At 70.6% G+C, this 12,619-nt stretch carries 12 protein-coding genes; 5 read left to right on the top strand and 7 right to left on the bottom strand.

The window, feature by feature from the left end:
* The first annotated feature begins 66 nt into the window (after positions 1–66).
* A complete protein-coding gene (locus tag OIU81_RS18365) occupies positions 67–891 on the top strand; it encodes a maleylpyruvate isomerase family mycothiol-dependent enzyme (protein WP_329149226.1) in 825 nt (274 codons plus the stop codon).
* A gap of 157 nt (positions 892–1,048) precedes the next feature.
* On the opposite strand, the gene OIU81_RS18360 is transcribed toward OIU81_RS18365, so the two are convergent.
* Positions 1,049–2,302, bottom strand: coding sequence for an MFS transporter (locus OIU81_RS18360; protein ID WP_329155213.1), 1,254 nt, complete (start codon positions 2,300–2,302; stop codon positions 1,049–1,051).
* A gap of 95 nt (positions 2,303–2,397) precedes the next feature.
* The gene (locus OIU81_RS18355) at positions 2,398–3,081 is read right to left on the bottom strand and encodes a GntR family transcriptional regulator (protein WP_329149224.1); all 684 of its coding nucleotides are present in this window, start codon (positions 3,079–3,081) and stop codon (positions 2,398–2,400) included.
* A 495-nt stretch (positions 3,082–3,576) separates the two neighbouring features.
* Between OIU81_RS18355 and OIU81_RS18350 the strand changes: the two genes are divergently transcribed.
* Positions 3,577–3,753: a hypothetical protein gene (locus tag OIU81_RS18350; protein ID WP_329149222.1), complete on the top strand. Its 177-nt coding sequence runs from the start codon at positions 3,577–3,579 to the stop codon at positions 3,751–3,753.
* A gap of 20 nt (positions 3,754–3,773) precedes the next feature.
* On the opposite strand, the gene OIU81_RS18345 is transcribed toward OIU81_RS18350, so the two are convergent.
* From OIU81_RS18345 to pdhA, 4 genes are all read right to left on the bottom strand, one after another.
* Positions 3,774–4,187 (bottom strand): VOC family protein, encoded by a 414-nt coding sequence (locus OIU81_RS18345; RefSeq protein ID WP_329149220.1) that lies wholly within the window; start codon positions 4,185–4,187, stop codon positions 3,774–3,776.
* A 196-nt stretch (positions 4,188–4,383) separates the two neighbouring features.
* Complete coding sequence (locus OIU81_RS18340) at positions 4,384–5,856, bottom strand: dihydrolipoamide acetyltransferase family protein (protein WP_329149218.1); 1,473 nt, start codon at positions 5,854–5,856, stop codon at positions 4,384–4,386.
* A gap of 23 nt (positions 5,857–5,879) precedes the next feature.
* On the bottom strand, positions 5,880–6,863 hold the full coding sequence (locus OIU81_RS18335; protein WP_329149216.1) for an alpha-ketoacid dehydrogenase subunit beta: 984 nt from the start codon (positions 6,861–6,863) through the stop codon (positions 5,880–5,882).
* Between the two features lie 2 nt (positions 6,864–6,865).
* Positions 6,866–8,083, bottom strand: coding sequence for a pyruvate dehydrogenase (acetyl-transferring) E1 component subunit alpha (gene pdhA / locus OIU81_RS18330; protein ID WP_329149214.1), 1,218 nt, complete (start codon positions 8,081–8,083; stop codon positions 6,866–6,868).
* Positions 8,084–8,411: 328 nt separating this feature from the next.
* On the opposite strand from pdhA, the gene OIU81_RS18325 reads away from it, so the two are divergent.
* The 3 genes from OIU81_RS18325 to OIU81_RS18315 all read left to right on the top strand — a co-directional run bounded on the left by OIU81_RS18325 (position 8,412) and on the right by OIU81_RS18315 (position 10,705).
* Complete coding sequence (locus OIU81_RS18325; RefSeq protein ID WP_329149211.1) at positions 8,412–9,071, top strand: response regulator transcription factor; 660 nt, start codon at positions 8,412–8,414, stop codon at positions 9,069–9,071.
* Between the two features lie 121 nt (positions 9,072–9,192).
* Positions 9,193–9,609: a pyridoxamine 5'-phosphate oxidase family protein gene (locus tag OIU81_RS18320; RefSeq protein ID WP_329149209.1), complete on the top strand. Its 417-nt coding sequence runs from the start codon at positions 9,193–9,195 to the stop codon at positions 9,607–9,609.
* A 52-nt stretch (positions 9,610–9,661) separates the two neighbouring features.
* Positions 9,662–10,705: a phosphotransferase gene (locus OIU81_RS18315; protein WP_329149207.1), complete on the top strand. Its 1,044-nt coding sequence runs from the start codon at positions 9,662–9,664 to the stop codon at positions 10,703–10,705.
* A gap of 18 nt (positions 10,706–10,723) precedes the next feature.
* Here OIU81_RS18315 and OIU81_RS18310 read toward each other — a convergent pair whose 3' ends face one another.
* The gene (locus OIU81_RS18310; RefSeq protein WP_329149204.1) at positions 10,724–12,343 is read right to left on the bottom strand and encodes a protein kinase domain-containing protein; all 1,620 of its coding nucleotides are present in this window, start codon (positions 12,341–12,343) and stop codon (positions 10,724–10,726) included.
* Positions 12,344–12,619: the final 276 nt, after the last annotated feature.

Genomic DNA, 12,619 nt, shown 5'->3' with positions numbered 1-12,619 from the left:
TGCCCGTGCGCAGCGTAACTTAACTGCACAGACAGCAGCCCGCGTACGAACCGTCCGAGGGGTCCCGTGACCGTCCATCCCAGCCTTCAGTCCTCCGTCGATGCCTGGACTCACTCCATAGAAGCGATAACCGAGCTGGTGACTCCGCTCGTCGAGGGCGAGTGGAACCGGGCGACGGGCCTGCCAGGATGGTCCGTGCGCGATGTCGTCTCCCATGTCATCGGCCTGGAATGCGAAATGCTGGGCGACCCGCGACCGATCCACACGCTGCCGCGCGATCTCTACCACGTCCGCAGCGAGTCGGCGCGGCGTATGGAGGTGCAGGTCGACGTCCGCCGGCACCACACCGCGCCGGAGATGCTCAGCGAACTCGAGTACACCGTCATCCGCCGCTCCCGGCAGCTGCGTAACGAGTCCCGTCAGCCGGACGCCGTGGTGCGCAGCCCGCTCGGTGAGGACCGTTCCCTGGAATTCGTCCTCCAGCAGCGGGCATTCGATGTCTGGGTACATGAGCAGGACCTGCGCCGGGTGCTCGGCAAGCCCGGCAACCTCGACTCCCCCGGCGCCCATGTGACGCGCGATCTGCTGGTGAAGGCGCTGCCCGGCATCGTCGCCAAGAGGGCCCAGGCACCGGCCGATTCGGCAGTGGTCTTCGACATCAGCGGGGCACTGGAGTTCCTGCGCACGGTCCGTCTCGACGCCCAGGGCAACGCCACGATCGACGGCAGTGTCTCGCTCGGCCCGACCGTGACGCTCGCCCTGGACTGGGACACCTTCCACCAGCTGGCCTGTGGCCGGGTCCGTGCGGCGGCCGTCGCCGAGCAGATCAAGATCGACGGGGACCGCGAGCTGGCCGACGCGGTCCTGGCCAACTTCGCCGTCACGCCGTAGCGGCGGCCCGGCCGGCGAAGAACCGGCCGACTTCCCTCACCCCCACCGGCCGGCCGGCGCGCGGGGAGTGGGTCCCGGAGCGAGCTGTTTCACGTGAAGCCGCGCTGTCCGTTTCACGTGAAACGGGCCCGCCCGACGGCCAGTTGACCGTCCGGCGTCACGCCGGAACGTGCACCGCCTCGACCCGGCTGACCACCAGCCGTTCGCGCTCGCGGCGTACCGCACGCCGGCGCAGCCGCAGCATCTGCGAGACACCGAGCGCCTCCACCACGAAGAGCGAGGCGAAGGCGATCCGGTAGTTGTCGCCGGTGGCGTCCAGCAGGACCCCGATGGCGAACAGGGTCGTCATCGAGGCGGTGAAGCCGCCCATGTTGACGATGCCGGAGGCGGTGCCCAGGCGCTCGGGCGGATTGGCGGGCCGCGCGAAATCGAAGCCGATCATCGAGGCGGGACCGCAGGCACCCAGCACCGCGCAGAGCGCGATCAGCAGCCCCATCGGCGCATGGTCGCCCGGCCAGCTCAGGACGATCGCCCACATCAGCGCCGTGGCGAGGACCGTGCTCAGGGCCAGCGGCATCCGGGCCGCGTGATGGCGGGCGATGACCTGGCCGTAGATCAGACCCACCGCCATGTTGGAGAGCACCACCAGGGTGAGCAGTTCACCGGCGGTGCCGCGGGACAGCCCCTCGGCCTCGACGAGGAACGGCAGGCCCCAGAGCAGCAGGAACACCATCGCGGGGAACTGGGTGGTGAAGTGCACCCACATGCCCAGCCGGGTGCCGGGCTCACGCCAGGACTCGGCGATCTGCCGGCGGACGAAGCCCGGACCGGAGTGCTCGGCGGAGGGTGGCGGCGGGGCGAAGCCCTCCGGGTGGTCCTTGAGGAACACCAGCAGCACGATCAGCACGACGATGCCGCCGGCGGCACTGGAGAGAAAGGTCGGGGTCCAGCCGAAGCTGTGCAGGAACCGGGCGAGGACGAGCGTGGAGACCAGGTTGCCCGCCATGCCGACCAGCGCGGCGATCTGCGCGATCATCGGGCCGCGGCGGGCCGGGAACCACCGGGAACCCAGCCGCAGCACGCTGATGAACGTCATGGCGTCCCCGCAGCCGAGCAGCGCACGGGAGCCGAGCGCCATGGCGTACGACGAGGAGAGCGCGAAGCCGAACTGGCCGACGGTGTAGAGCACCACGCCGAGGGTCAGCACCTTCTTGGCACCGAGGCGGTCGACCAGCAGCCCGACGGGAATCTGCATCCCCGCGTACACCAGCAGCTGCAGGATGGAGAAGGTCGACAGCGCCGAGGCGTTGATGTGGAAGCGCTCGGCGGCGTCCAGACCGGCCACACCGAGGCTGGTGCGGTAGGTGATGGCGACGAAGTAGACCGCGACGCCGATGCCCCAGACGGCTATGGCCCTGGAGCCGCCGGGCGGGTCCGCGGGCAGCAACCGGGCGCCGCCGCCTATGCCGGAACCGCCGGCCCCGTCGGCACCCCCCGTGCCGGCGCTCATCGCACATCCCCCTGCGCGAGGTGACGGACCCAGCTGACGTGGCGCTGCACGACGTCGGTCGCGGCCTCCGCGTCCCCGGCCCGCAGCGCCTCCAGGATCTCCGCATGCTCGGAGATGTTCTTGGCGATCCGGTCCGGGTGGGCATGCATCACCGCGACGCCCATCCGCAACTGCCGGTCGCGCAGCTGCTCATAGAGACGGTCCAGGATCTGATTGCCGGCGCTGCGCACGATGGCGGCGTGGAAGGCACGGTCGGTGACGGAGACGGCGGCCAGATCGCCGGCGGCGGCCTGCTCCCGCATCGTCTCCAGCAGCTCGGTCAGCTCGCCGATCAGTGCCTCGTTCGCGGGCACCGCCTTGGCCGCGGCGTGCTTCTCCACCAGCAGCCGGGTCTCGACGACATCGGCGATCTCCTGCGCGGAGACCGGCAGCACCAGCGCACCCTTCTTGGGATAGAGCTTGATCAGCCCCTCGACCTCCAGCCGCAGCAGCGCCTCCCGCACCGGGGTCCGTGAGACCCCGACGGCCTCGGCCAGTTCGCCCTCGGTGAGCAGCATCCCGCCCTCGTAGCGGCGGTCCAGGACGGCGTCCTTGATATGCGCATAGACCCGCTCGGCGGCGGGCGGCTGTTTGGCGGCGGACTCCCGGACAGGGGCGGTGGGCGCGGAGGCGGAAGGCATGCACACATGATAGATACAACAGGTATACGTGCGAAACCTCGGTCCGCGATACGGACATGTCCTGCCTGGCCGGGCGGACCGGTCCCCGCAGCCACCCGCCGCCCCCGCTCCGCACCCCGGTCCTCCGCCTGGGCGGGGTACACCTCATGACGGACCGGGCCCGTTCGCCTCCGCCCTCCCCCGCAAGAAACGGGGGCGCCTGCCACACCGCCCGGGACCACCCCCAGGCCGGGGACGATGTCCTGGTCAGCGGCCCGGCTGCGCCTGGCTATCCGGTCGTGGACCGAGGTGCCGACCGTGAGCGGCGCGCGGTCGGCGGCATTCCGCTTTCCCCTGGCGGGCCCGGCCCCTGCCGGAAGGCAGACCACAGGCGGATGCCGTGTCCACCTCAGGACTGACACGAGTCCGTACCTGCCGCGTACGGAGGGGCGCGCATCTCATGGGTGAATAGAGGCAGGGAGCCGGGGAGGCTCCGACAGCCAAGGGGAGTGGACCATGCAGCCCAGGACGAACGCCGGCCGCCGTACGCGGAACACCGTCGTCGTGGCCCTGATCGTGGCCGGCCTGTGGGCCGGCGTCACCCTGACCCGCGGCGCCGCCCGCGCCGAGGAATCCGGCACGAACGGCCCGGTGGGACACTTCAGCCGCGCGGTCCAGCTCATCCACGGCTGACCACCGGCCCGGACCGCTCGCTACCCCGTCCGCGGCTCCCCGCGATAGGTCCCGAACGACCAGCGGTTGCCCTCGGGATCGCGCGCGCCGAAGCCCCGTGAGCCGTAGTCGGTGACCGCCGGCTCATCGGTGATCTCCGCGCCGGCCGCGGTGGCGCGGGCGTACAGCTCGTCGGGGTGATCGGTGACGACATAGGCCCCGAAGGTCCCCGGCCGCAGCGGCCAGTGGTCATCCTTCTCGTCCCCGGCGGAGCCGAGCATGATGCCGCCGCCCTCCGGCCAGGAGAGCTGGGCGTGCGCGATGCGCTCACCCTCGCCGGGGATGACCTCGGTCTCCTCGAAGCCGAACGCATCGACCAGGAACCGGATCAGCGCACGGGCATCGCGAGCCCGCAGCGTCGGCCATACCTGCGGCGCGGGTGTGGTGTCGGACATGATCGCCGGACCTCCTGCCTCGGATGGGCGGCCCCTGGCAGGCCACTGACCTCAGCTTCCTCGCAGCGCCCCGGCTGGAACCTTTCGGAACTCCTCGGCGAGCCTTTCGCGGACGTGCGGCCGCGGAGCCCGGACGGGGCCCGGGCGGCGTTTCACGTGAAACGCCGCGTCGCACCGCCCGGCCCCGCGTCTCGGCTCATCCCCAGGTGATCAGCCGCTTGGGCCGTTCCAGCACCGCGGCGATATCGGCGAGCAGCTTGGAGCCCAGCTCGCCGTCGATGAGGCGATGGTCGAAGGACAGCGCGAGGGTGGTGACCTGACGCGCCTTCACCTTGCCCTTGTGGACCCACGGCTGGAGCTTGACCGCGCCGAAGGCGAGGATCGCCGACTCCCCCGGGTTGAGGATCGGCGTACCGGTGTCGACGCCGAAGACGCCGACGTTGGTGATGGTGACCGTGCCGCCGGACATCGCCGCAGGGGAGGTCTTGCCGTCGCGGGCGGTGGCGACCAGGTCGCCCAGTTCCGCGGCGAGCTGGGGGAGCGTCTTGGATCCGGCGTCCTTGATGTTCGGGACGATCAGCCCGCGCGGGGTGGCCGCCGCGATCCCGAGATTGACGCCGTCCTTGTAGACGATCTCCTGGTTCACCTCGTCCCAGGCCGCGTTGACCTCCGGGTGGCGCCTGAGGGCGACCAGGAGGGCCTTGGCGACGAGCAGCAGGGGGTTGACCCGCAGCCCCGCCATGTCCGGGTCCTGCTTGAGCTCCTGGACGAGCTTCATCGTGCGGGTCACATCGACGGTGATGAACTCCGTGACATGCGGCGCGGTGAAGGCGCTGGCGACCATCGCCTGTGCGGTGGCCTTGCGTACGCCCTTGACCGGCACCCGCCGCTCGCCGCCGGCGGTCCCGGCCGGGACCGCAGCCGGGGCCACGGCCACCGGCCCGGGGGTGGCGGCCACGGACGGCGCCGCTGCCGGTGCGGCGGCGGCATGCACATCCTCGCGGGTGATGATGCCCTCCGGCCCGGTCGGCGCGATCGTCGCCAGGTCGATACCGAGGTCCTTGGCGAGCTTGCGCACCGGCGGCTTGGCCAGCGGACGGCCGCCGGCCACCGCTCCTGCGACCGGGACCACGGGAGCGGGAGGTGCGGCGGGCACGGGCACCGGGGTGACCATCGGCACGGGCGTGGCCCGCCCGTTCAGCTCCGCCTGGAGCGCGGCGCCCGCGGACTCCGGCTGGGCCGGCACCGCGGGCTGCTTGCGTGCCCGGCGCTTGGTCGAGGACGGCGCGGCGCCGTAGCCGACCAGCACCGCCTGACGGCCCTGCGGCTCGGCGTCCTCCTCGGCGGACGGCGCGGCCTCCTGCGGTGCGTCCGCCGCCGGCGCCGCGGCGGGCCCGGCTCCGGGGTCGGTGTCCACCGAGATGATGACGGTGCCGACATCGACGGTGACGCCCTCGCCGAAGTTCAGCTCGTGCACCACCCCGTCGTAGGGAATGGGCAGTTCGACGGCCGCCTTGGCGGTCTCGACCTCACAGACGACCTGGCCGTCGGCGACGGTGTCGCCCGGCTGGACGTACCACTTGAGGATCTCGGCCTCGGTGAGCCCCTCGCCCACGTCGGGCATCTTGAACTCGCGGAAGCGCTGAGTGCGGGCGGGACTTGCAGTCATGGTCACGAACTCTCCTCAAACCCTCAGTACGCCAACGCACGGTCAACGGCGTCGAGCACCCGGTCCAGCCCCGGAAGGTACTCGTCCTCCAGACGGGAGGGCGGATACGGGGAGTGGAAACCGCCGACCCGCAGAACCGGAGCCTCCAGGTGGTAGAAGCACCGCTCGGTGATCCGGGCGGCGATCTCCGCACCTGCGCCGAAGAAGACCGGGGCCTCGTGGACGACGACCAGCCGGCCGGTCTTCTCCACCGACGACTGCACGGTGTCGAAGTCGATCGGGGAGAGCGAGCGCAGGTCGACGACCTCGACCGACTTGCCCTCCTCCGACGCGACCTTGGCGACGTCCAGGCAGACCTTCACCATCGGGCCGTAGGCGGCCAGCGTGAGGTCGGCGCCGCTCTGCGCGATCCGGGCCTTGTGCAGCGGGTCCGGGATCGACTCGGTGTCCAGCCGCGACTTGTCGTGGTAGCGGCGCTTGGGCTCGAAGTAGATGACCGGGTCGTCTCCGGCGATGGCCTGCTGGAGCATCCAGTAGGCATCGGAGGAGTTCGAGGGGGTGACGATCTTGAGGCCCGCGACATGCGCGAACAGCGCCTCGGGGGACTCGGAGTGGTGCTCGACCGCGCCGATGCCGCCCGCGTACGGGATGCGGATGACGACCGGCACCTTGACCTTGCCCAGCGCGCGGGCGTGCATCTTCGCGAGCTGGGTGACGATCTGGTCGTAGGCGGGGAAGACGAAGCCGTCGAACTGGATCTCGACGACCGGGCGGTAGCCGCGCAGGGCCATGCCGATCGCGGTGCCGACGATGCCGGACTCGGCGAGCGGGGTGTCGATCACCCGGTCGTCGCCGAAGTCCTTCTGCAGGCCGTCGGTGACGCGGAAGACGCCGCCGAGCTTGCCGACGTCCTCACCCATGACGAGGACCTTGGGGTCGGCCTCCATGGAGGCACGCAGCGATTCATTGATCGCCTTGGCAATGGTGATCTTCTCGAAGACGGCCATGGTCAGTTCCCCTCCGCGGCGGCGTCGGCATCGACGAACGACGCCTGGTAGGCGGCGAACTGCGCGCGCTCCTCATCGACGAGCGCATGCCCGTCGGCATAGACATTCTCGAAGATCGCCATGTCGTCCGGGTCGGGCATGGCACGGACCGCGTCGCGGACCCGCTTGCCCAGGGCGTCGCTCTCCTTGTCGATCGAGGCGAGGTAGGCCTCGTCGACGATGCCCTCGGACTCCAGGTAGGTCCGCAGCCGCAGGATCGGGTCCTTGGCCTCCCAGGCCTCCCGCTCCTCGTCCGCCCGGTACTTCGTCGGGTCGTCGGAGGTGGTGTGGGCACCCATGCGGTAGGTGAACGCCTCGATGAGCATCGGGCCCTGGCCGGTGCGCGCCCGCTCCAGCGCCGCCCGGGTCACCGCCAGACAGGCCAGTACGTCATTGCCGTCGACCCGTACACCGGGGAATCCGAAGCCGCGGGCGCGCTGGTAGAGCGGCACCCGGGTCTGCTTCTCGGTGGGCTCGGAAATCGCCCACTGGTTGTTCTGGCAGAAGAACACGACCGGGGCGTTGTAGACCGCGGAGAACGTGAAGGATTCCGCGACATCTCCCTGGCTGGACGCACCGTCACCGAAATACGCGATGACCGCGGAATCCGCGCCGTCCTTCTGCACCCCCATCGCATAGCCGGTCGCGTGCAGCGTCTGCGAACCGATGACGATGGTGTAGAGGTGGAAGTTGTTGGTGTTGGGGTCCCAGCCGCCGTGATTGACGCCGCGGAACATGCCCAGCAGATTCGTCGGGTCGACGCCGCGGCACCAGGCCACGCCGTGCTCCCGGTAGGTCGGGAAGACGTAGTCGTCGTCGCGCAGCGCGCGGCCGGAGCCGATCTGGGCGGCCTCCTGGCCCAGCAGCGAGGCCCACAGGCCCAGCTCGCCCTGGCGCTGGAGGGTGGTCGCCTCGGCGTCGAACTTCCGCGTCAGCACCATGTCGCGGTAGAGACCGCGCAGCTCGTCGGGGGACAGGTCGATCGAGTAATCGGGATGCTCGACCCGCTCCCCTTCGGGGGTCAGCAGTTGTACGAGCTGATCCTGCTCCGCCTGCTCGGTCCGGCCGGAATTCCGGTCCTGGGCCGGGGACGCCTTCTTGGCCGGCGTCGCCTTTTTGGCGGCGGTGCGCTTGCTGCTGCCGCGGGTGTTTTTCCGCTGCGCAGTGCCTTCCACGGTCACGTGCTGCTCCTCCGTCTGTCCGGCCCCCGGGGTCCGCCGGTGGCCGTATTGCGGCTCACCCGGTATCCGATACGGCGCACGGGGTGTGTGCGATCGCGGCCCGGCTCCGGGTGGAACAAAGCTCCCGGACAGTGGCCTGCTCATTGCACGTTACCCATTGTCAAAGCCGAAGTGGAAACGGCGCTGACCTGCGATTTTGCTTGGATTTCCAAGTAAATCGCTAAGGCTTGGAACAACTCCTGGTCACAGCGTTGCAGGCCGCCGGGACAACGGCACGTTATATCGGTGACCTGGAGCACGGGAAGACTTGATGTGTGAGACTGGGGTCGTGCGCGAAGACGGAAAAATCACGGTATTCCTGCTCGATGACCACGAAGTTGTCCGGCGTGGCGTCCACGAAATGCTCTCGGTCGAGGACGACATCGAGGTGGTCGGCGAGGCGGGTACGGCGGCAGATGCCCTGGTCAGGATCCCGGCGACCCGCCCGGACGTGGCGGTGCTCGATGTCCGGCTGCCCGACGGGAGCGGTGTGGAGGTCTGTCGCGAGATCCGTTCGCAGGATGAGGACATCAAATGCCTGATGCTCACCTCGTTCGCGGATGACGAGGCCCTCTTCGATGCGATTATGGCCGGTGCGTCCGGATACGTCCTCAAGGCCATTCGGGGCAACGAACTCCTCTCCGCGGTGCGCGATGTGGCGGCCGGGAAGTCCCTGCTCGACCCCGTGGCCACCGCCCGGGTGCTGGAGCGGCTGCGCGACGGCAGCACCACCAAGGGTGACGACCGGATGGCGAACCTCACCGACCAGGAGCGCCGGATTCTCGATCTGATCGGCGAAGGGCTGACCAACCGCGCGATCGGCGAAAGGCTGCATCTCGCCGAGAAAACGATCAAGAATTATGTCTCCTCCCTGCTGTCCAAGCTCGGCATGGAACGGCGCTCCCAGGCCGCCGCGTATGTCGCGCGCATGCAGGCGGAACGGCACTGACACAGCCCAGGGGGTGAGACGGACGCCTCGCCCGGCTCATGGTGATTCAGGACCATTGACCCCGCCGCACGGGGCTGCTGGCCCCTACGTGCCGGTCGTTTCCGCCCGGCAAGGTGGTCCCATGCCCACCGACAACTACCGTGCCATCGAGCTGCTGAGCCGCACGCCGTACGGGCGCGTCTCCGCCAGTCGGCGGGCACTGCCCTTCACCACCGTCGCCCGGCACCTCGTCCTCGACGGACGACTGGTGCTGCGGCTGCACCAGGGCTACGACTACCACCAGGCCCTGGACGGCAGCGTGGTCGCCTACGAAGCCGACAACGTCAACAGCGGCGAGAACGACACCTGGTCGGTGCAGTTCACCGGCACCGCCCGGGTCGTCGAGCCCACCCCCGTCGAGCGGGAGCTCTTCGGCCGCACGCCCCTGCTGGCCGACGGCGTCCCCTTCGCCCCGGTGTTCCTGCGCATCGAGCCGGAGTTCGTGACCATGCACTGCCTCAGCGACGTGCCGGCCTTCCGGGGCGCGCACTCTGTGTGAGGCTCTCCGGCGCGCCCGCTCCGACGGATGCCGTTGATCTAACATCTGGTGGGTGCTGCGCTCATCTGTAGTCCGGACGGCGGCGACGCCCGACAAAGACACCCTCGGAGCCCTGCTCCGCCACTACACCGGCGCCGGCGCGCCGCTGTCCTGTGAGCCCGTCGCCGAGGGTCTGCTCAACCACGGCTACTTCCTCGCCACCACCCGCGGCCGCTACTTCCTCAAGCATCACCTCGACGGCGACCACGCCGCGCTCACCCGCCAGCACCGCGCCACCCGCCGGCTCGCCGCGCTCGGCCTGCCGGTCGCGCCGCCCCTCGCCGACGCGGACGGCCGCACCGTCACCGTCCTCGACGGCCGCTGCTACGCCCTGCACCCCTGGGTCGAGGGCCGGCACCTCGGCGGCGCGGCGCTGACCCGCGGCCAGTCCCGGCGGCTGGGCGCGCTGCTCGGGCTGGTCCACACCGCCCTGGCGCAGGTCATGGCCGACGAGCCGCATCCGCCGCGGCCGCCCTGCACGGACGCCGGCGCCGACCCGGAGCGGACCTTCGAGACGATCGAGGACCTGCTGGCCCTGGCCCGTGGCGCCCGTCCGCGCACCAGCTTCGACGAACTCGCCGAGCACCGTCTGCTGGAGCGCCGGGCCCTGCTGGCCGAGCAGGCGCACCACCGCCCGGCGCCCGGTGCCGAGCCCCCGGCGGGCTGGGTGCACGGCGACTTCCACCCGCTGAACGTCCTCTACCGCGGCGCGGAACCGACCGCGATCGTCGACTGGGACCGGCTGGGCGTCCAGCCGCGCGCCGAGGAGGCGGTCCGGGCCGCCGCGATCTTCTTCGTGCGCCCCTGCGGGACCCTGGACCTGGCCAAGGTGGCGGCGTACGCGGGCGCCTACCGCAGCGCCTGCGGAGCCGGCGCCGGGGAGCTCGCCGCGGCCGTCCACCGGGTGTGGTGGGAGCGGCTGAACGACTTCTGGATGCTCACCTGGCGCTACCAGCTCGGCGACCGCCGCACCGACCCCCAGTTCCCGGCGGCGGCCGCGCTGGCCGTGTGGTGGACCCGCGAGTACCGGGCCGTACGGAACGCCTTCACCCGCTGAACCGCGGCGGGGCGCCGGTCAGCCGGCCGGGCCGAGCGTCGAGCCGGCGTCCGTGCCGGTGCCGGTGGTGGTCCCGCTGTCCGTGCCGGTGGTCGTGCCGCCGTCGCTCGTGCCCCCGTTCGAGGTGCCCCCGTCGGCGGTCCCGCCGTCCGCGGTGCCGCCGTTCGCCGTCCCACCCGTGGAGTCGGTGGGCGGCTCGGACGTCGGGGGTTCCGACGACGGCGGCTCGGAGGTGGGCGGCTCGGACGTCTTGGGCGTGCTGGGCTGCTGCGGCGGCGGATTGCTGTACGTGCCGCCGTCACCGCCCGTGGTGCCGGGGTCGGTCGCCGGGGTGCTCGGCTCGTCCGTCTGCGGCTCGTCCGTCTTGTCGTCCTTGGACGGCGACGGGGATTGCGTCGCGGGGGTTTCCTTCTTCTTGTCCTGGCCGCTGGTGTTCTGCAGCGCGAAGGCCACACCCACCGCGATGGCGATCACCGCGAGCGCCGCGATCAGCCAGATCTTGCCGCGGCCGCCGCCCCGGGCGGACCGGGGACCACCGTCGAAGCCGCCGTCGTCGTCCCGCATGCCGGATGTGAAGATCGGCTGCGCCGTGGTCTGGCCGGTGTCGGGGTGCGGCAGCGCCGTGGTGGCCGCGGCGCCCATGGCCCCGGTGTGACCGCCCTCGTGCAGGGCGACCGGGCCGGTGTTCCAGGTGCCGGTGTGACCGCCCTGCTCGTGCAGCATCTGCAGCGAGTACTGGACCAGGCCGCGCATCTCCTCGGCGGACTGGAACCGGTCGTCGGGGTCCTTGGCCAGCGACCGCATGACCAGGCCGTCCAGCTCCGGCGGCACCGCGTCGGCGACCTCGGACGGCGCCACCGGCATGTCCTGGACATGCTGGTAGACGACCGACAACGGTGTCTCGCCGGTGAACGGCGGCCGCAGCGTGAGGAGTTCGTAGAGCAGACAGCCGGTGGCGTAGAGGTCGGAGCGGGTGTCGACGGTCTTGCCGAGCGCCTGCTCCGGGGAGAGGTACTGGGGCGTTCCCATGACCATGCCGGTCTGGGTCATGGTCGACTGGGCGCCGTGCAGGGCACGGGCGATGCCGAAGTCCATGACCTTGACGGCGCCGCTGTTGGTGATGATCACGTTCGCGGGCTTGATGTCACGGTGCACGATGCCGTGCTGGTGGCTGTAGGCCAGCGCCTCCAGCACCCCGGAGACGATGATCAGCGCCTGGTCCGCCGGCGGGGCGTCGGCGTTGAGCAGCAGATCGCGGATGGTGTGGCCCTCGACCAGCTCCATCACGATGTACGGCACGGTGTTGCCGCCGACCAGATCCTCGCCCGAGTCGTAGACCGCCACGACCGCGTGGTGGTTCAGCCCGGCCACGGACTGTGCCTCACGCGTGAAGCGGGCCTTGGAGACCGGGTCCTCGGCCAGGTCGGAGCGCAGCAGCTTGACGGCGACGGTGCGGCCAAGACGTACGTCCTCGGCCGCGAACACCTCCGCCATACCGCCGCGGCCGAGCCGTCGCGTGAGCCGGTAGCGGCCGTCGCCGACCAGCCCGCCGTTGCCCCACATCTCCGGTGCGTCGGGGATATTGGAGCCGGTGGCGTCAGGATCGGACGGGCCCTGGGGGCTCTGCGTCGGTGCCATCGGTCCTCGCCGTCGAATCGATCCGCATGAGAGCGGTAGGGTCATCGGTCTTCGCTAGAGCACGCTACAGGTTCCGCGGCATCCACCGGTCCGTCGTGGACAGGCCGGGAAACCGGCCGGAAGCCAATGAGGGCACGTTCACCAGGGACGATCCGGTGCCGAAATCGTCTGGACGCCGTGATGGGATCTTGCGCATCTGGTCACGGAACGGGCACACAGCTTGACGTGTCCGGGCCCTGCGGCAGACTTGGCTGCGGAATTCCAGATTTTGATCAC

This window comes from Streptomyces sp. NBC_01454 (genome assembly GCF_036227565.1).
Lineage (GTDB): Bacteria > Actinomycetota > Actinomycetes > Streptomycetales > Streptomycetaceae > Streptomyces.
The sequence above is the reverse complement of the archived record's forward strand: the minus strand, read 5'-3'. Positions and strand labels throughout refer to the sequence as shown.